Origin of the sequence: Streptomyces sp. NBC_01571, assembly GCF_026339875.1 — a bacterium.
In the GTDB taxonomy this organism is placed as follows: domain Bacteria; phylum Actinomycetota; class Actinomycetes; order Streptomycetales; family Streptomycetaceae; genus Streptomyces.
Map to the genome: position 1 here is coordinate 5,293,600 of NZ_JAPEPZ010000001.1, position 17,939 is coordinate 5,311,538.

Annotated in this window: 16 protein-coding genes; 7 read left to right on the forward strand and 9 right to left on the reverse strand. The window is 68.8% G+C overall.

The window, feature by feature from the left end:
- Nucleotides 1-4 precede the first annotated feature (4 nt).
- From cydB to hisC, 3 genes are all read right to left on the reverse strand, one after another.
- Nucleotides 5-1,012: a cytochrome d ubiquinol oxidase subunit II gene (gene cydB, locus OHB41_RS23840; RefSeq protein ID WP_266700241.1), complete on the reverse strand. Its 1,008-nt coding sequence runs from the start codon at nt 1,010-1,012 to the stop codon at nt 5-7.
- A gap of 21 nt (nt 1,013-1,033) precedes the next feature.
- Complete coding sequence (locus OHB41_RS23845) at nt 1,034-2,551, reverse strand: cytochrome ubiquinol oxidase subunit I (protein ID WP_266700242.1); 1,518 nt, start codon at nt 2,549-2,551, stop codon at nt 1,034-1,036.
- 214 nt (nt 2,552-2,765) lie between these two features.
- Entirely contained in the window at nt 2,766-3,842 is a 1,077-nt protein-coding gene (gene hisC / locus OHB41_RS23850; RefSeq protein WP_266700243.1) for a histidinol-phosphate transaminase, read from the reverse strand.
- A gap of 527 nt (nt 3,843-4,369) precedes the next feature.
- On the opposite strand from hisC, the gene OHB41_RS23855 reads away from it, so the two are divergent.
- From OHB41_RS23855 to OHB41_RS23865, 3 genes are all read left to right on the forward strand, one after another.
- Entirely contained in the window at nt 4,370-5,482 is a 1,113-nt protein-coding gene (locus tag OHB41_RS23855) for a LacI family DNA-binding transcriptional regulator (protein ID WP_148009248.1), read from the forward strand.
- 286 nt (nt 5,483-5,768) lie between these two features.
- Nucleotides 5,769-6,851, forward strand: coding sequence for a metallophosphoesterase (locus OHB41_RS23860; protein WP_323138393.1), 1,083 nt, complete (start codon nt 5,769-5,771; stop codon nt 6,849-6,851).
- A 181-nt stretch (nt 6,852-7,032) separates the two neighbouring features.
- On the forward strand, nt 7,033-7,902 hold the full coding sequence (locus OHB41_RS23865) for a hypothetical protein (protein WP_266700244.1): 870 nt from the start codon (nt 7,033-7,035) through the stop codon (nt 7,900-7,902).
- 114 nt (nt 7,903-8,016) lie between these two features.
- On the opposite strand, the gene OHB41_RS23870 is transcribed toward OHB41_RS23865, so the two are convergent.
- The gene (locus OHB41_RS23870; protein ID WP_266706078.1) at nt 8,017-9,465 is read right to left on the reverse strand and encodes a VWA domain-containing protein; all 1,449 of its coding nucleotides are present in this window, start codon (nt 9,463-9,465) and stop codon (nt 8,017-8,019) included.
- 198 nt (nt 9,466-9,663) lie between these two features.
- Nucleotides 9,664-11,493, reverse strand: coding sequence for a phosphomethylpyrimidine synthase ThiC (thiC, locus tag OHB41_RS23875; RefSeq protein WP_266700245.1), 1,830 nt, complete (start codon nt 11,491-11,493; stop codon nt 9,664-9,666).
- Nucleotides 11,494-11,713: 220 nt separating this feature from the next.
- Here thiC and OHB41_RS23880 point away from each other — a divergent pair, with 220 nt between their 5' ends.
- Entirely contained in the window at nt 11,714-13,252 is a 1,539-nt protein-coding gene (locus tag OHB41_RS23880) for a YibE/F family protein (protein ID WP_266700246.1), read from the forward strand.
- A gap of 61 nt (nt 13,253-13,313) precedes the next feature.
- Here OHB41_RS23880 and OHB41_RS23885 read toward each other — a convergent pair whose 3' ends face one another.
- The 4 genes from OHB41_RS23885 to OHB41_RS23900 all read right to left on the reverse strand — a co-directional run bounded on the left by OHB41_RS23885 (nt 13,314) and on the right by OHB41_RS23900 (nt 15,683).
- Nucleotides 13,314-13,751: an SsgA family sporulation/cell division regulator gene (locus tag OHB41_RS23885; RefSeq protein WP_168529012.1), complete on the reverse strand. Its 438-nt coding sequence runs from the start codon at nt 13,749-13,751 to the stop codon at nt 13,314-13,316.
- A gap of 99 nt (nt 13,752-13,850) precedes the next feature.
- On the reverse strand, nt 13,851-14,645 hold the full coding sequence (locus tag OHB41_RS23890; RefSeq protein ID WP_266700247.1) for an IclR family transcriptional regulator: 795 nt from the start codon (nt 14,643-14,645) through the stop codon (nt 13,851-13,853).
- A gap of 341 nt (nt 14,646-14,986) precedes the next feature.
- Nucleotides 14,987-15,199: a DUF5326 family protein gene (locus tag OHB41_RS23895; RefSeq protein WP_148009254.1), complete on the reverse strand. Its 213-nt coding sequence runs from the start codon at nt 15,197-15,199 to the stop codon at nt 14,987-14,989.
- A 166-nt stretch (nt 15,200-15,365) separates the two neighbouring features.
- Nucleotides 15,366-15,683 carry a cupin domain-containing protein gene (locus tag OHB41_RS23900; protein ID WP_266706079.1) on the reverse strand — a complete coding sequence of 106 codons (318 nt, stop codon included), beginning with the start codon at nt 15,681-15,683 and terminating at the stop codon, nt 15,366-15,368.
- 79 nt (nt 15,684-15,762) lie between these two features.
- Between OHB41_RS23900 and OHB41_RS23905 the strand changes: the two genes are divergently transcribed.
- The 3 genes from OHB41_RS23905 to OHB41_RS23915 are packed head-to-tail and all read left to right on the forward strand — an operon-like array spanning nt 15,763 to nt 17,789.
- Nucleotides 15,763-16,146 carry a phage holin family protein gene (locus OHB41_RS23905; RefSeq protein WP_266700248.1) on the forward strand — a complete coding sequence of 128 codons (384 nt, stop codon included), beginning with the start codon at nt 15,763-15,765 and terminating at the stop codon, nt 16,144-16,146.
- 9 nt (nt 16,147-16,155) lie between these two features.
- Nucleotides 16,156-16,647 (forward strand): low molecular weight protein-tyrosine-phosphatase, encoded by a 492-nt coding sequence (locus tag OHB41_RS23910; RefSeq protein ID WP_266700249.1) that lies wholly within the window; start codon nt 16,156-16,158, stop codon nt 16,645-16,647.
- Nucleotides 16,644-17,789 (forward strand): cystathionine gamma-lyase, encoded by a 1,146-nt coding sequence (locus OHB41_RS23915; RefSeq protein ID WP_266700250.1) that lies wholly within the window; start codon nt 16,644-16,646, stop codon nt 17,787-17,789. The genes OHB41_RS23910 and OHB41_RS23915 overlap by 4 nt, the downstream gene beginning before the upstream one ends.
- The last annotated feature ends 150 nt before the right edge of the window (nt 17,790-17,939 follow it).

The window sequence follows — 17,939 nt, forward strand, 5'->3', positions numbered from 1 at the left end:
GGATTCAGTGCGTGATATCCGCAGCGATGTGATGCGTACCGATTCGCTTGCGGAACACCCAGTAGGTCCAGCCCTGGTAGAGCAGGACGATCGGCGTGGCGATCCCGGCGCACCAGGTCATGATCTTCAGCGTGTACGGACTCGACGAGGCGTTCGTGACCGTCAGGCTCCAGTCCTCATTGAGCGAGGACGGCATGACGTTCGGGAAGAGCGTCAGGAAGAGCATCGCGACAGCGGCCACGATGGTGAGCCCCGACAGGGCGAACGCCCAGCCCTCACGTCCCGCGCGCGCCGCCGCCAGGGCGGCCACCAGAGCGACCACGGCCACGATCATCGCGACCAGGGACTTTCCGTCGCCGTTGTCCACCTGGGTCCAGCTCAGGAAGGCGAGTGCCAGCACTGCGGTGACCAGCCCGACCTGGAGGGACAGCCCGCGCGCCCGCTCCCGGATGTCCCCCACGGTCTTGAGCCCGACGAACACGGTCCCGTGGAAGGTGAACAGTGTCAGGGTGACGAGTCCGCCGAGGATCGCGTAGGGGTTGAGCAGGTCACCGAGACCGCCCACGTACTCGAAGCTCTTGTCGATCTTCACTCCGTGCACGATGTTGCCGAAGGCCACGCCCCACAGGAACGCGGGGATCAGCGAGGTCCAGAAGATCGCCGTCTCCCAGTTGCGCTGCCAGTTCTCCTCGGGCCGCTTCGCGCGGTACTCGAAGGCGACACCGCGCACGATCAGGCAGACCAGGATGAGCAGCAACGGCAGATAGAAGCCGGAGAAGAGCGTGGCGTACCACTCCGGGAAGGCGGCGAAGGTCGCGCCGCCCGCGGAGAGCAGCCACACCTCGTTGCCGTCCCAGACAGGGCCGATGGTGTTGATGAGGACCCGCTTCTCGGCGCGGCCGCGGGCCAGCAGTCCGGTGAGGATGCCGACCCCGAAGTCGAAGCCCTCCAGGAAGAAGTAGCCGGTCCACAGGACCGCGATGAGGACGAACCAGACGTCGTGAAGTTCCATGACTCAGCAGCTCCCTGGGCCCTAGTAGGAGAAGGCCATCGGCTTGTCGGCGTCATGGGAGTCGCCGCCGATCCTGGTGGGCGGGTTGAGATCGGCCTCGGTGAGCTCGGGCGGCCCCTGCCTGACGTACTTGAGCATCAGCTTCACCTCGATGACGGCGAGGACCGCGTAGATGAGGGTGAACACGATCAACGAGGTCAGCACCTCGCCCTGGGAGACTCCCGGCGAGACCGCGTCCCTGGTCCTCAGCAGGCCGTAGACCACCCAGGGCTGACGCCCCGTCTCGGTGAAGATCCAGCCCCAGGAGATACCGATGAGCGGGAAGATCAGCGTCCACTGGGACAGCCGCCACCACCAGAGGCCCAGCCTCGGTGTCAGCTCCATGTCCTTGGTGAGCATGAGCTTCGGCACCTCCTCGTCCCCGGTGCGGTGTGCCGGCGCCAGCCAGAGCTTCCGCCTGGTCAGCCAGAGGCCGGCCGTGCACAGGGCCATCGAGACCCCCCCGAAGCCGATCATCCAGCGGTACGCCCAGTAGGCGGTGGGGATGTTGGGACGGTAGTCGCCGGGTCCGAACTTCTCCTGCTCGGCCTTGTTGATGTCGTTGATGCCGGGAATCTTGGCGTTGAGGTCGTTCTTCGCGAGGAAGGAGAGGACCCCCGGTATCTCGATGGCGACCGTGTTGTGGCCCTCGGCGACATCGCCGTATGCGAAGAGCGAGAAGGGCGCGGGCTGCTGCGAGTCCCAGAGGGCTTCAGCGGCCGACATCTTCATCGGCTGCTGCTCGTACATCACCTTGCCGAGAGTGTCGGCGCTGACGACGGTGAGGAGCGTGCCGACGAGAGCGGTGACCAGACCGAGCCGCAGCGACATCCGCATGGTGCGGATGTGCCGCTTCTTGCGGAGGTGGAAGACCGCGATGCCGGTCATGAAGGCGCCGCCGACCAGGATGGAGGCGCTGATGACGTGCCAGAAGTTGACGAGCGCCGTCTCCTGGAAGAGCACCTTGGGAAAGTCCGTGAGCTCGGCCCTCATCGATCCGTCCGCCTTCTTCACGAGCCGGTAGCCGACCGGATGCTGCATGAAGGAGTTGGCGGCCATGATGAAGTACGCCGACAGGACGGTGCCTATGGAGACCATCCAGATACAGGCGAGGTGGATCTTCTTCGGCAGCTTGTCCCAGCCGAAGATCCACAGCCCGATGAAGGTGGACTCGAAGAAGAAGGCGATCAGGGCCTCGAAGGCGAGCGGGGCACCGAAGACGTCGCCGACGAAGCGCGAGTAGTCGGACCAGTTCATGCCGAACTGGAACTCCTGCACGATGCCGGTGACGACACCCATGGCGATATTGATCAGGAACAGCTTGCCCCAGAACTTGGTCGCCCTGAGGTAGTGCGCCTTGCCCGTCCGCACCCAGGCGGTCTCCAGGATCGCCGTGAGAGCGGCGAGCGAGATCGTCAGAGGGACGAAGAGGAAGTGGTAGACGGTGGTGATGCCGAACTGCCATCGCGCCAGGGTCTCCGGCGCCAGAGCCAATTCCACGTCGTCAGTCTCCTTACGCCGCCTTGCTGCAGCGGCAATTTGCCCCTTTTGTCACACGCATCACGGGGCAACCGGGACACGCTTGTGAACGCGTTCACATTCACAAGCAATTATGACGCATGGCTGTTCGAGACGGGACAGGTGGGGGGTCCCTAAAAGCGGACCGACCGGCTCCCCGCGTACAGGGGCCGGTCGGAACCTTGATCGGAAGGGCCTAGAGCTCCTTGTGGAAGCCCTCGGTCACCTTCAGGAAGATGTCGTTCGCCTCGGTCTCGCCGATCGTCACGCGCACCCCTTCGCCGGCGAAAGGCCGCACGACGACTCCGGCCTGCTCGCAGACGGCCGCGAAGTCGAGCGTGCGCTCCCCCAGCCTGAGCCAGACGAAGTTGGCCTGGGTCTCGGGCACCGTCCAGCCCTGGTCCCGGAGCGTCTCGACCACCCGGGCACGCTCGCCCACCAGTGAGCCGACCCGGCCGAGCAGCTCGTCCTCGGCGCGCAGCGAGGCGACCGCCGCGTCCTGGGCGAGCTGGCTCACGCCGAAGGGAACGGCCGTCTTGCGCAGTGCCGCCGCCACCGGTTCATGGGCGATCGCGAAGCCGACCCTCAGGCCCGCCAGCCCGTACGCCTTGGAGAAGGTGCGCAGCACACAGACGTTGGGCCGGTCACGGTAGATCGCCACACCGTCCGGCACCTCGACGTCACGGATGAACTCGCGGTAGGCCTCGTCCAGGACCACCAGCACGTCGCTGGGCACCCGGTCGAGGAACCGCTCCAGCTCGGCCCGGCGCACCACGGTGCCGGTCGGGTTGTTCGGGTTGCAGACGAAGATCAGCCGGGTCCTGTCGGTGATCGCGTCGGCCATGGCGTCCAGGTCGTGCACCTCGTCCGGCGTCAGCGGCACAGGCACCGAGGTGGCTCCGCTGACCTGCGTGATGATCGGGTACGCCTCGAAGGACCGCCAGGCGTAGACGACCTCGTCCCCGGGACCACTGGTGGCCTGCAGCAACTGCTGGGCGACCCCGACCGATCCGGTGCCGGTGGCCAGGTGCGAGAGAGGGACCGCGAAGCGATCCGACAGCTCGTTCATCAGGCCCGTGCACGCCATGTCGGGGTAGCGGTTGAACGAGGCCGCCGCCGCGGTCACGCTCTCGATGACGCCGGGCAGGGGCGGGTAGGGGTTCTCGTTCGAGGACAGCTTGTACGCCACCGCGCCGGCCGCAGCGGGCTTGCCCGGCTTGTAGGTGGGGATACCCTCCAGCTCGGCACGCAGCTTGGGGCTCGTCTCGCTCACCGCAGTCCTCCTCGCGACCACCGCTGGCTCATGACCACCACCGGCTACCAATACTTCTCACCTTATGAGGATTCGACGCCGCTGCGAATGGGCTGTGGGCACCTCGTACGACCTCACACGGCCGGTGGCCGGACACGTGCACCCCGGCGATCATCGCCGTATGCCCCCACGACCACTCCGAGATGCCCCGATGTGCGCACCACACGGTGTGCGACGAGCGTCACACAGAACCGGCGGTCATCCTCGTACGAAGGCGTACGAATTGGGGGGCGCACCATCCAGAACCGCATGCGCCGGTGGCTCACGCCGTGGCGCGCATCACCCGTGAAGGTGAGTTGAGACCTCTTCGAGACATGGCCCACTTGGCAGGCCCATGCGCGCCGACAAGTCACGTACTGCCATTGTATCGTTCAACTTCCTTTGTTTCCAAGGCACTTGAACCGTTTTGATCATGCAGAAACGTGCCTGTCAACGCGTGCATATGCGTCCGCACTACCCCACCGCATGAGCCCTACTATCGGCTCGCCATGACAGCAGCAGGGAAGCACCAGGTGAGCCGGGCGGAGACCACCCGCCGAGGCGGTCGACCGGGCCGGGCGGGTATCAGAGACGTGGCCGCGGCCGCAGGGGTCTCCATCACGACCGTGTCCGACGCCCTCAACGGCAAGGGCCGGCTCCCGGACGCCACCCGACGCCACGTCCGCGAAGTCGCCGACCGACTGGGATATCGCCCATCGGCCGCGGCCCGAACCCTCCGTACCGGAAAGTCGGGGCTCATCGGCCTGACGGTGACGACATACGGGGATGAACCTTTCACCTTCACGGAGTTCGCGTACTTCGCGGAGATGGCCAGAGCCGCCACCTCGGCCGCACTCGCCCGGGGCTACGCCCTGGTCATCCTCCCGGCGACCTCGCGCCACGACGTGTGGTCGAACGTCGCCCTGGACGGGACCGTGGTCATCGACCCCTCCGACCAGGACCCGGTCGTCAGCGAGCTCGTCCGCCAGGGCTTACCGGTCGTCTCCGACGGCCGCCCGGCGGGCACGCTCCCGGTCACCGCCTGGGTGGACAACGACCACGAGGCCGCGGTCCTCGGCATCCTCGACCATCTCGCGGACGCCGGCGCCCGCCGGATCGGCCTCCTGACCGGCACCTCCACGGACACCTACACCCACCTCTCCACCACCGCCTATCTGCGCTGGTGCGAGCGGGTCGGACAGGATCCGGTGTACGAGGCCTACCCCGCCCACGACCCCTGCGCGGGCGCCGTCGCGGCGGACCGCTTACTGGCCCGTCCCGACCGGCCCGACGCCGTCTACGGCCTCTTCGACCCGAACGGCACCGACCTGCTCGCCGCGGCCCGCCGCTACGGTCTGCGTGTACCGGACGACCTGCTGCTGGTCTGCTGCAGCGAGTCCACCGTCTATGCCAGCACCGAACCGCCCATCACCACGCTGTCGCTCAAACCGCGCCGGATCGGCACCGCCGTGGTCCAGCTGCTCATCGACGCCATCGAAGGGGTCGACTCGGACCAGCCGGTCGAGCAGGTGATACCGACGGAGTTGATCGTGCGGACGTCCTCCGAGCGGCGCTCGCCCCGCACGACGGTCAGCCCACCCCGGTCGCCCGAACAGGGGTGAACCCGGCGCCGGCGCGAGAAGTCGAGCCCGGCGTCGGCGCGCGGGGGTAACCCGGCGTCCGCCGGGGTTGACGCCCGGTGGGCGCGCCACGGGGGCGTCCACCTGCGAAAGCCCTGCCCAATTCGGGCGAAAACCGTGGCGAACAGGGCTCCTGCTCCGATTCACCACCCCTGGGTCATCACATGGCGCGATCCGCATTCCTATGATGGGCCCACGACACCGCGGGCCGCTGCGACCAGGCAGTCCGATCCGGTGCAGATGCGGCGCGATGGTGGTGGAGGGGTCGATGACTCAGGGGGCCGGTCAGGGACCCGAGGTGCTGCGGACGGAGACGTTGCGCGACTTTCGGGTGCCCGCGTACGTCAACGAGACCGGTCCGTACGTGCCGAGCACGCCTCCGGGCGAGCCCCTCGGCGCGATCGACGGGCTCGCCGAGGAGCCCGACGGCTATACGCCGACACAGCGCGACCTGCCCGTCATCAACCGGGGTGACACGGTTCAGGTCGCCGTCGACCCCGAGGCCGGGCCGGCTCCGCAGCCGGCCGAGGGCCCGGGTCCGCTCTACGTCGTCGGCGACGTGCACGGCTATCTCGACCAGCTGATCGCCGCGCTCCAGGAGCAGGGCCTCGTCGACGCCGCGGGCAACTGGTCCGCCGGGACCGCCCGCCTGTGGTTCCTCGGCGACTTCACCGACCGCGGCCCGGACGGCATCGGTGTGATCGACCTCGTGATGCGGTTGTCCGCCGAGGCGGCCGCGGTCGGGGGCTACTGCAAGGCGCTGATGGGCAACCACGAGCTGCTGCTGCTCGGCGCCAAGCGGTTCGGCGACACGCCGGTGAACTCCGGCGCGGGCACGGCCACCTTCCAGGCCGCCTGGCTGCTCAACGGCGGCCAGAAGACCGACATGGACCGTCTCCAGGACCATCACCTGCAGTGGATGGCCCGCCTCGACGCCATGGAGGAAGTCGACGGCCACCTCCTGATGCACTCCGACACCACCGCCTATCTCGACTACGGCGACTCCATCGAAGCGGTCAACGACACCATCCGCGAAACCCTCACCCGCAACGACGCCGACGAGTGCTGGGACCTCTTCCGGAAGCTGACCAGGCGCTTCGCCTTCCGCGACGACGGGGGCGCCGAAGCCGTCCTCTCCCTGCTGGACACCTACGGCGGCACCCGGATCGTCCACGGGCACAGCCCCATTCCGTACCTGCTGGGCGAGGTCGGCTCGGAGGAGGGCGAGGACAGCCCGAGCCCCGTGGTCGAGGAACCGCATCTTTACGCCGACGGACTGGCCATCGCGATGGACGGCGGGGTGACCATGGCCGGAAAGCTGCTGGTCCGGCAACTGCCCCTGGGTAGCTGAGCGCTCACCGGGCAGGCGTCCGCCACGAAGGACCGCGCCGGCCAGGGGGCAATTTCTGGAAACCCCCTGTCACGGCGTGCCGTCACCGCTCTACCATCGGCTTATCCGTAGCAGGCTCCCCTCCGTTTCTGCCCAACGGCTCGTCAGCGTGCGAGCCATCAGCCCTACGGAGCATCGGGGGATGCAGATGAACAGCGTTCCGCAGCACCTGCTGAGTGAGGACCGCCAGGAATACGAGCGGATCCTCGATGAGGCGCTGCGCTCCGCCCCACACCACCCGGAACTCGCCGCTGTCGGCCGGCGGCTCAACCCCGAGCAACTGCGCACCATGGCGCTCAACGCCACCGCACTCATCACGGCGGCCGCGACGACCGAGTACGCGCACTACGTGAAGGTCCGCGAGGAACTGCGCCATCCGGCGCCGTCCACCCCAGCCGTCAGCGAGGAGATCGGCTCCGCGGAGCCGGGCACCACCGCGGTGGGGCTCGCCACCACCATGGGGGAGGTCACCGAGACCGCCGGCGCCGGCGCCATCGCGGTCATCGCGGTGCTCGCTCCCGTGCTCGCCGGAACAGCCGCGGTGATCTTCCTGCTCGTCGGCTACCTGTTGAAGGTGCTCGATCCCGAACAGACGTTCGCCCAGACCCTCCTGACCACCGGGTGGGTCTTCGGCGCGGTCACGGCGGCCGCGATATTGGTCGCCGCGGTCGGGCTGCTGCTGACCGCACTGCGCAACGGCTCGTCCTCGCTCCAGGCAGGAGCGCGCGGCGAGCTCGACGAGGAGGTCGACCGCGCCAGGGAAGCCTGGCGGGACGCCCTGCTGGAGCGCGGCATCATGCCGTTCCTCCGGCACGCCCTCGCCGATCCCGCCGCGGCGGCACTGGACCGGCCGTCACCGACGCCCACCACCGGCCGCATGCCGCATCTCGGTTACAACCGGCCGGGGTTCAGCAGCCCCGATGGCGGGCCCGCGGCCGGCCCCCGGCCGAGCTTCACCAGCCCGGACTTCACGAGCCCGGACTTCGGGGGGCCCGAGCACCAGCCGGAGTGATCCCCGGCGGGCCGACACCGGGGGTGACAGACGCAACGGGCCCGCGCCGCCGGAGCGCGGGCCCCGATCGGTGCTCGGCATGCCCGCGTACGGGCTGTCGGCCGGCAGACGGGATCAGAGGATGCCCTGCCGCCGGGCCGCCGTGATCCAGGCGGGAAACTCGGAGAGCAGCCGGTCGTACAGCTCCGGGTCCGGAATGCCGCCGATGTCGTCCACGGCGAAGAAGCCGACGTTGTCGACGCGTCGGCCCGGCAGGGCGTCGAACCGCTCCAGCACGCCGTAGTCGGACCGGCCCAGGCCCACGAACTGCCAGAAGATCGGCTCCTCCACCGCCTCCCGCAGTTCCCGCTCGATCTCGTTGTTGCGATAGACGCCCCCGTCGGAGAAGAACAGGACCAGGGTGGGATCGGCCGCCGGGTGCTCCCTGACATACGTGCGCACCTCGGCGATCGCCTTCTGCTCCTCGTTCTGGATGCCGACCGTCCGCATGTCCACCTGTCCCGGCAGCAGCCCTTTCCGCGGCTTCCTGCTCCGCCGGAACAGGCTCAGCTCGCCGACGCGGACGTGAAGCTCGAGCCACTCGGGCAACTCGCCGAGGGCCAGATCCGGCAGCCGGGCCGCGTGGGAGGCGAACGTCCACGCCTGCATCACGCCGTCGTCGTCCAACTGGGCGGCCACGGCGGCCATCCGCTCGACCACGTCGGACACGACGCCCTTCGCGTACAGGAAGGACATGGAACCGGAGGCATCCAGGATCAACACCACACGCGCCGTGACACCCTCCGCCCCGTGCTTCCGCAGGCTGACCGCCACCTGCTCCTTGCGCAGGGAGAGCCGCTTGCGCATGTCCACGGGCAGCCGTGCCTCGCCCTTGGCGGGACGCGAGGGGGAGGCCGGGGGTGCTGGGGGAGTCAGGGGTGCCGGGGGAGTCGGAGGTGCTGGGGGAGTCCGGGGTGCCGGGGAAGCTTGAGCGGGCGGCGGGACCGGCACGGCGGCGGGCAGGACCACGGGCGGCACTACCGGCGCTGGCGTGGGAAGGCCGGGCTCCTCGTCCACGCTGATGCCGAAATCGGTGGCGAGTCCCGCGAGTCCGGACGCGTACCCCTGTCCGATCGCCCGGAACTTCCACTGTCCGCCACGCAGATACAACTCGCCGCCGATGAACGCCGTTTCCGTCGTGGCCTCCATCTCGAAGCGCGCGAACTCCCGCTGTGTCCCGGCGTCGAGCAGCCGCAGCGTCAGCCCGGACAGCTGGCCGAAGGTGCCGCCGTCCGCCGAGACACCCAGCACGACCCGCTCGATCTCCGGTTCCAGTGAGCGCAGGTCCACCTCGACCGTGTCCGTCGTGACTCCGGCGTCCTGCCGCTTCCCCAGGTGGCGTACGGCACCGGAGACATGCCGTGGCTGGTTGTAGAAGACGAAGTCCCCGTCGTCCCGCACCCGGCCGTCCGCACCGAGCAGCAGCGCCGAGGCGTCCGCGTCCGGCGCGCCGGGTCCTCCCGTCCAGCCGAGCACGGCCCGTACGGCCCCGACGGCCACCGGAAGGTTGGCGCCCTTGCTCATGGATGTCATGGACCCAGTCTGCCGAGTGAACCCGGCCGTCCGCAGAGGCGAACTCACCTGACATGCCGGCACGACGGGGTGGTGCCGCCTATGGTGCCGCTTCCTCCGCGTCCCTCCGTGTTCCTCCGCGGTCTTCGAGGAGGACGGTGCTCAGGGTGCGCCGGACCCTGAGCACCACGTCGGTGGAGTGTCCGGGAGTCAGTCGGCCAACGGCAGATACACCCGGTTCCCCCTCGCCGCGAACTCCTTCGACTTCTGGAGCATCCCCTCAGCGATCTCCTCGGGTGAAGCCCCCTCGGCCGCGGAACCACCGAACTGCTCCGCGATGCTCTGGCTGATCTTCATGCTGCAGAACTTCGGGCCGCACATGGAGCAGAAGTGCGCTGTCTTGGCAGGCTCGGCCGGCAGTGTCTCGTCGTGGAACTCGCGGGCCGTGTCGGGGTCGAGGGCCAGGTTGAACTGGTCCTCCCAGCGGAATTCGAAGCGGGCGTCGGACAGCGCGTCGTCCCATTCCTGCGCGCCTGGGTGTCCCTTGGCGAGGTCCGCCGTGTGGGCTGCGATCTTGTAGGTGATGACGCCGGTCTTGACGTCGTCACGGTTGGGCAGACCCAGGTGCTCCTTGGGCGTGACGTAGCAGAGCATGGCCGTGCCCCACCAGGCGATCATCGCGGCACCGATGCCGGAGGTGATGTGGTCGTACGCCGGCGCGACGTCCGTCGTCAGCGGGCCGAGCGTATAGAACGGAGCTTCATCACAGATCTCCTGCTGAAGGTCGATGTTCTCCTTGATCTTGTGCATCGGGACATGTCCCGGGCCCTCGATCATCGTCTGTACATGGAAACGCTTCGCGATCGTGTTGAGTTCCCCGAGCGTCCTCAACTCGGCGAACTGCGCGGCGTCGTTGGCGTCCGCGATCGAACCGGGCCGTAGCCCGTCGCCGAGCGAGTACGTGACGTCGTACGCGGCGAGGATCTCGCAGAGTTCCTCGAAGTTCTCGTAGAGGAACGACTCCCTGTGGTGTGCCAGGCACCAGGCCGCCATGATCGAGCCGCCGCGCGAGACGATGCCGGTCTTGCGGTTCGCGGTGAGCGGTACGTACGGCAGACGCACGCCCGCGTGGACCGTCATGTAGTCCACGCCCTGCTCCGCCTGTTCGACGACCGTGTCCTTGTAGATCTCCCAGGTCAACTCCTCGGCACGGCCGTCGACCTTCTCCAGCGCCTGGTAGAGGGGCACCGTGCCGATGGGGACGGGGGAGTTGCGCAGCACCCATTCCCGCGTGGTGTGGATGTTGCGGCCGGTGGACAGGTCCATGACCGTGTCGGCGCCCCAGCGGGTCGCCCAGGTCATCTTCTCGACCTCCTCCTCGATCGAGGAGGTCACCGCGGAGTTGCCGATGTTGGCGTTGACCTTCACCAGGAACCGCTTACCGATGATCATCGGCTCGATCTCCGGGTGGTTGACGTTCGCGGGCAGCACCGCGCGGCCCGCGGCGATCTCCTCGCGGACGACCTCGGGGTCGACGTTCTCCCGGACCGCCACGAACTCCATCTCGGGTGTGATCTCGCCGCGGCGGGCGTACCTGAGCTGGGTGACCGCCTCTCCGGGGCGGCCCCGGCGCGGCTGCCGCGGACGGCCAGGGAAGACCGCATCGAGATTGCGGAGGCCCCCGCGCGGTGAGGTGTGCTTGATCCCGTCGTCCTCGGGGCGGACCGGACGGCCCGTGTACTCCTCGGTGTCGCCCCGGGCGACGATCCAGTGCTCGCGCAGCGGAGCGAGTCCCCTGCGCACGTCCGTGTCGACGGTCGGATCGGTGTACGGGCCGGAGGTGTCGTACAGCGTGACGGACTGCCCGTTGGTGAGGTGCACCTGACGGACCGGCACCCGCAGGTCGGGGCGCGAACCCCCGACGTATGCCTTGTGCCACCCGATGGACTGCCCTGTCCCCTGGGACTGTTCGCCCGGGGACGCGGCCGACGGCCCGTCCGTCTGGCTGGAGGCAGGCGTGCGTACGTCCTTGTTGGTCATGAGACCTACTCCCTACGCCGGCATTACCCGGTAACAGGTTCAGCGGTCGACGCAGCGGCTTCCGTCTGCCGATGTTTCATGTGAAACATCGCTGAGACGGAGGTCAGCGCCCTCTCAGCCCGGTGCTCCGAGCTCCCGCGTGTGCAAAGGTGACTCCACGCTAGCGTCATGTCTGGCGCGGTGAACAGAGGGCCCTCGCCGTTCTTGCGATGATCGGTCGGTGACCACGATGCAGCAGCCCCCGTTCCCGCCGTCCGAGCCGCGACGCGGCCCCGGCCCCGACCCTGTCCCCGGCGACGGCGACGGCGACGGCCATGGCTCCGGACACGGCCGCGGGCACGGGCACGGTGGCGGCAACGGTCCAGGGGGCGGGCACGGACCGGGTGAGGGACACGGTCAGAGGCCGGACACCCTGCCGGGGACGGGGCACTCGCACAGTCACAGTCATGGCCCGGCCGCGCCCGTCTCCAAGCATCTGCGCAAGGTCATCGCGGCCGTGCTGATTCCCTTCGCCGCGGCGGTCGTTGTGGGTCTCGTGGTGCTCTGGCCCGGCGGCGCCCCGTCGCACGAGCGCACCGGTGTCGGCTTCGACCGGCAGAGCCAGCAGGCCACGGTCACCGAGATCGTCCAGGTGGACTGCAAGTCGGTGAACGCCTCGGGGGGCACGGCGGCCGGCGACACCTCCACCGCCGCGGGTTCCTCCGCCCGGCAGCAGGCGACGGGCGAGTGCAAGAAGGCGACGATCCGGGTGGACAGCGGCAAGGACAAGGGCCGTACCTTCACGGAGATCGTCCAGCCCGACCAGTCACGGCAGTTGCACCAGGGCGAGAAGGTCGTGGTCGCCTACGAGCCCTCGGCGCCCAAGGAACTGCAGTACTCGGTCACCGACGTGAACCGGAGGTTCCCGATGGCGCTGCTCGCCGGGATCTTCGCGCTGGCCGTCGTGGTGGTGGGCCGGATGCGTGGCCTCATGGCGCTGATCGCGTTGGCCGTCAGTTTCCTCATCCTGACGTTCTTCATCCTGCCCGCCATCCTGGAGGGCTCGAATCCGCTGGTCGTGGCGGTGGTCGGGGCGAGCGCCATCATGTTGATCGCGCTCTACATGTGCCACGGCCTGTCGGCCCGTACGTCGGTGGCCGTCCTCGGCACCCTGCTCTCGCTGGTGCTGATCGGTGTGCTCGGCTCGGTGTTCATCGGCTGGGCGGCCCTGACCGGCAACACCGACGACAACACCGGCTTGATCCACGGCCTGTACCCGTCCATCGACATGAGCGGTCTGCTGCTCGCGGGCGTGATCATCGGTTCGCTCGGTGTGCTCGACGACGTGACGGTGACGCAGACCTCGGCGGTCTGGGAGCTGCACGAGGCCAATCCCACCATGGGCCGGCGCGGCCTGTACCGCGCGGGCATCCGGATCGGCCGCGACCACATCGCGTCGGTCGTCAACACGCTCGTCCTGGCGTACGCGGGTGCCGCGCTGCCCCTGCTGTTGCTTTTCTCGATCGCTCAGAGCAGCGTCGGCGCGGTCGCCAACAGCGAACTGGTCGCCGAGGAGATCGTGCGCACCCTGGTCGGCTCGATCGGTCTGGTCGCCTCGGTGCCGGTCACCACCGCGCTGGCGGCCCTGGTGGTCTCGGCGGACCGTCCCGGGACGCCGGGCGTCCTCACGGCGGCCACAGGGCCCGTGGCGCCCGTACAGGAGCCCGCCGGGGGCCGGGGGCCGGTCCGGGGCGGCAAGGGTCGTCGCCGCAAGCACTGAGGCCGCCGTGCGCCCGCCCAGGGCGTGCGGAAGCGTTCCTCCACGCGGGTCCGGGAACGCTTCAGCCCGCGCTCTGCTCCTCCGCCAGGATGCGGTCCAGTGCCTCGTCGAGGTGGGTGTCGAAGTCCGCGAGGGAGCGCTCCTGCCCCAGCGGTACGAGCTTGTCGGTGCGGTCGAGGAATGCCACCAGCGGCGCGGCGCCTGACCGGAACAGCGCATGATCGCCGCCCACTTGGAGCCGGATCAGTACCTCGCCGAACGCGTCCGGATCGGCGGGCGCGATGTGCACATCGCCGTCGCCGCACGGCCGGCCCACCCCGTCGATCAGCAGCTCCCGCCCGAAGGCCCAGGTCACGGGCGCGTCGCCGGGCAAGTGGAAGGTCAGCCGCACGGCGTAGGGATCACAGGTCTCGTAGCGCAGCTCCACCGGGATGCGGAAGGACAGCTCCTCCGACACGAGGAAGCTCATCATGACCTCTGCCTGTACCGACTCGCGCATCGCCTACCCCGTCGTTTGCCATCGACTGGCCAGGAATCGTCCCCCTGACACTGCTGGAATCTTGCTCAACGTACACAAGAGATCACAAGGAGTGAGTTTTCAGATGCTGATAGAGATCGCGAGTGTCCCCAGTAGTCTGCTGATCTCACCTTGCAATTGTCGTGCCGCCGGTAGCAGTCGGTCGGCCTGGTGAACAGGGAGGGAGATGGCCACCGTTGCGGCGGTCGCCCCCGCGGTGATGGGCAGTGCGGCACACACCGTTCCCAGCGCGTACTCCTGCCGCTCGGTGACCGGGTCCATCCGTCCGGTGCGCTCCAGACGCCGCAGCAGGCCGGCGTTGTCACGCACCGTGTACGGAGTGAGCGACTGCACGGGATAGCGGTCGAGGTGATCCCTGCGGGCCCTCTCGTCGAGCTGGGACAGCAGACACTTGCCGACCGCGTGGGCGTGCCCGGTCTCCCTGAAGTCGGCCCACTCCTCCACCGCCGGATTCCCCGGGGTGTCCGCGACGCACATGACCTCGATCTCGCCGTCGCGGTAGACCGCGTAGTACACGGGAGCACCGATCGAGTCGCGCCACCGGGCGAGCGCGTCGCTCACCATGCTGCGACGTTTCTGCTGGGCTCCGCTGCTGCTCAACCGCTCGGCGGCCTCACCGAGGAAGAACAGCCCTTTCTCCCGGCAGAGATAGCCCTCGTGGACCAGGGTGCGCAGCAGGTGGTAGGCCGTGGGCAACGCGAGCCCGGCCTCCCGGGCGAGCTGTTTCGCGGGGGCCCCGTGCTCGCGCGCGGCGACGGCCTCCAGGAGACGCATCGCCCGTTGCACGGAGCCGATCAGGGTCGTGGGGTGCTCCGAGGCCGCGGCCTCCAGCCGATCGGTGCGCGCGACCGGCAAGGGAGCACGGATCTCCCCGGGTGACGTGCGCGGCTGGGCCGGCGGGACGTAGGACGCGGCGGAGACACTGGACCGCTGGACGGGTGGAGTGAGTGATTCTGTGGGTGCGGTGTCAACCGTGGCCAAGGGGCACTCCCGAAGCGCGAGGGGAACCGCCCGTGCGGGGGGACACGGGAGGGGGCTGTGCGCTGCCCGCGGGGGGTCGGCCCCGCGTCGATTTCCGGACTTTAACCGCCTGCCACCGCTCGCAGACGGCCCCGCCGGAAAACTTCCCTCGGGCGAGGGAACCTGGGGTTCCCTTTGCCCACCTGCCCGTTACCCGCGACTCACCCGGTTGTGCGTCACCAGTCGCCGCGGGAGGACGAACTCGACGTGAACTTGCGCACCACGTAGATCAGCCCGCCGACGAGCGCGACGAAGACCAGCGCCTTGAAGAGCAGGCCGATCACCACGGTGAGCACACTCACTATCACCGTGCCGAACACGACCAGAGCGATGACCGGCACCGCGATCCACTTCACCCACCACGGCATCCCGTTGAAGATCTCTCGCATTGCCCTTGTCCTTGCCTCTCTTCGCCCGTCGTCCCAAGTCCGGGACTCCGATTCCGGGTTCTCCGACTGTCCTGCGTTCGATGCTAGGGCCCAGGAGGGGACCTGCGGGCGTCTCGCACCCCTTGTCCTCCCCTGACCGTTCCCCTAGGGAACCCTGAGACCGGGGTCAGCTCTCCGGCGGAGAGAACATCACCAGCACCCGCAGGTCCTCGGTGATGTGGTGGAACTTGTGGGCGACGCCCGCGGGGACGTAGACGACGCTGCCGCGCGCCACCTGCGTGGTCTCCAGGCCGACCGTGATCGCGGCCCGGCCGCTCACCACGAAGTACACCTCGTCCTGCTGGTGGGGCCGCTGGGAGTCACGCTCACCCGCGTCGAGGGCGTACAGGCCGACCGACATGTTCCGCTCGTGCAGGAACTGCAGATAGGCGCCGTCGTTGGCGGCGCGCTCCGCCTCCAGTTCGTCCAGCCGGAATGCCTTCATCGCGCTCGTCCGCTCCCGTGCTCCGCGGGCTGTCCACAGCCCGTCTCGCCAGTCGATCTCTTCTGCCACGATCAGACACATGAAGAATTTCGTAGTCAAGACGGTCGCCAACGCCGGGGCCCTGGCCGTGGCCGTGTGGGTACTCGACAAGATCACCCTGACAGGCAACAGCACCGGCAAGAAGATCGTCACGCTGTTGCTCGTCGCACTGGTCTTCGGACTGGTGAACTTCCTGGTCAAGCCGGTGGTGAAGATCCTGACCTTCCCGCTGTTCATTCTCACACTCGGCCTGATCACGCTGGTGGTCAACGCCCTGATGCTGCTGCTCACCTCGTGGCTGGCCGACAAGCTGGACCTGAGCTTCCACGTCGAGGGCTTCTGGACGGCCGTCCTGGGCGGCCTGATCATCTCGGTGGTGTCCTGGGCGCTCAATGTGGTTCTTCCCGACGGCGACAACGACTGAGAGAGCCTCATGCCCTATCGCGTCTGCTTCGTCTGCACCGGCAATATCTGCCGCTCCCCCATGGCCGAGTCCGTCTTCCGTGCACGCATAGAAGAGGCCGGACTCGACGGCGTGGTCGAGGTCGACAGCGCGGGCACCGGCGGCTGGCACGAGGGCGACGGCGCGGACTCCCGCACCGTCGCCGTGCTGGACGCCAACGGCTACGGGAGCGACCACACGGCCCGCCAGTTCCGTGCCGCGTGGTTCTCCCGCCTCGACCTCGTCATCGCCCTCGACTCCGGCCACCTGCGGGACCTGCGCCGTCTCGCGTCCACTCCCGAGGACGCGGACAAGGTCCGCCTGCTGCGGTCGTACGACCCCGCGGCGCTCGACGATCCGGACGTCCCCGATCCGTATTACGGACGCCTGGACGATTTCGAGGAGTGTCTTGAGATGGTGGAGGCGGCGAGCCACGGGCTGCTCGCCGCTGTTCAGCAGGAACTGGAGGGACGGGCGGCATGACGTCAGGGGATTTCGTCACGGGAAGCGGCGACGGCACACGAGCGGTACGGGCGGGGCTGCCCGAACCCGTCAAACACGAGCCGACCCTGCCGGGGCCGGTCTTCGCCGCGCACTTCCATCTGCCGGGCGATCCGACCGGCCCGTACACCTATGGCCGTGACGAGAACCCGACCTGGACGCTTCTGGAGCGTGCCATCGGCGAGCTGGAGGCACCGGGGCAGGAGGGCGTGATCACGCTCGCCTTCCCCTCCGGGATGGCCGCCGTCTCGGCGGTGCTCTTCTCGCAGCTGCGGGCCGGGGACGTGGTGGTCCTGCCCGACGACGGCTACCAGGTGCTGCCGCTGGTGCGCGAGCAGCTCACTGCGTACGGCATCGAGGTGCGCACCGCGCCGACCCGCGGTGACGCGCAGCTCGACGTCCTCGACGGCGCGAAGCTGCTGTGGATCGAGACCCCCTCGAACCCGGGGCTCGACGTGTGCGACGTACGACGGCTCGTCGAGGCGGCGCACGCTCAGGGCGCCCTCGTCGCCGTCGACAACACCCTGGCCACCCCGCTCGGGCAGCGCCCGCTGGAGCTGGGAGCCGACTTCTCGGTGGCCAGCGGGACCAAGATGCTCACCGGGCACGGCGACATCCTCCTGGGATACGTCACCGCGCTCGACGCCGGTCCGATGGCGCCCGTGCGGCGCTGGCGGAAGATCGTCGGGGCGATCCCCGGCCCCATGGAGGCCTGGCTGGCCCACCGCTCGCTGGCCACGCTCCAGTTGCGCGCCGACCGGCAGAACGCCAACGCCCTGGTCATCGCCGAGGCGCTGCGGGGCAGGCCCGAGGTGACGGGACTGCGCTATCCGGGCCTGCCCGACGACCCCTCGCACAAGATCGCCTCGCAGCAGATGCGGCGCTACGGATGCGTGGTCTCCTTCACGCTGTCCACGCGCGCGCGTGCCGACCGGTTCCTCGACGCTCTGCGTCTGGTGGACGACGCGACGAGCTTCGGAGGAGTGCGGTCCACCGCCGAGCGGCGCGGCCGATGGGGCGGCGACGCGGTGCCGGAGGGCTTCATCCGCTTCTCGGCCGGCGCCGAGGACCCGGAGGACCTGGTGGCGGACGTACTCCGCGCACTCGACGAGTCCGCGGATTGACCTCTTGCTGAGCGGTCGGTGAGTAGGCTGCGCCATGCGTTCGACCGTCCGCAGCAGCCCGACGGACGGTCCGAGCCTCCCCCCTCGTGGCTCGGACCGTCCCGGTTCTTTGCGCTAAGAACCGCGCGAACAAGGCTAGTTGACTCTGTG

What these genes read in the sequence shown, in the direction of transcription:
- cydB (WP_266700241.1), bottom strand. Translation starts at nt 1,012, where the DNA reads ATGGAACTTCACGACGTCTGGTTCGTCCTCATCGCGGTCCTGTGGACC.
- OHB41_RS23855 (WP_148009248.1), top strand. Translation starts at nt 4,370, where the DNA reads ATGACAGCAGCAGGGAAGCACCAGGTGAGCCGGGCGGAGACCACCCGC.
- OHB41_RS23860 (WP_323138393.1), top strand. Translation starts at nt 5,769, where the DNA reads ATGACTCAGGGGGCCGGTCAGGGACCCGAGGTGCTGCGGACGGAGACG.
- OHB41_RS23865 (WP_266700244.1), top strand. Translation starts at nt 7,033, where the DNA reads ATGCAGATGAACAGCGTTCCGCAGCACCTGCTGAGTGAGGACCGCCAG.
- OHB41_RS23870 (WP_266706078.1), bottom strand. Translation starts at nt 9,465, where the DNA reads ATGAGCAAGGGCGCCAACCTTCCGGTGGCCGTCGGGGCCGTACGGGCC.
- thiC (WP_266700245.1), bottom strand. Translation starts at nt 11,493, where the DNA reads ATGACCAACAAGGACGTACGCACGCCTGCCTCCAGCCAGACGGACGGG.
- OHB41_RS23885 (WP_168529012.1), bottom strand. Translation starts at nt 13,751, where the DNA reads ATGCGCGAGTCGGTACAGGCAGAGGTCATGATGAGCTTCCTCGTGTCG.
- OHB41_RS23895 (WP_148009254.1), bottom strand. Translation starts at nt 15,199, where the DNA reads ATGCGAGAGATCTTCAACGGGATGCCGTGGTGGGTGAAGTGGATCGCG.
- OHB41_RS23900 (WP_266706079.1), bottom strand. Translation starts at nt 15,683, where the DNA reads ATGAAGGCATTCCGGCTGGACGAACTGGAGGCGGAGCGCGCCGCCAAC.
- OHB41_RS23905 (WP_266700248.1), top strand. Translation starts at nt 15,763, where the DNA reads ATGAAGAATTTCGTAGTCAAGACGGTCGCCAACGCCGGGGCCCTGGCC.
- OHB41_RS23910 (WP_266700249.1), top strand. Translation starts at nt 16,156, where the DNA reads ATGCCCTATCGCGTCTGCTTCGTCTGCACCGGCAATATCTGCCGCTCC.
- OHB41_RS23915 (WP_266700250.1), top strand. Translation starts at nt 16,644, where the DNA reads ATGACGTCAGGGGATTTCGTCACGGGAAGCGGCGACGGCACACGAGCG.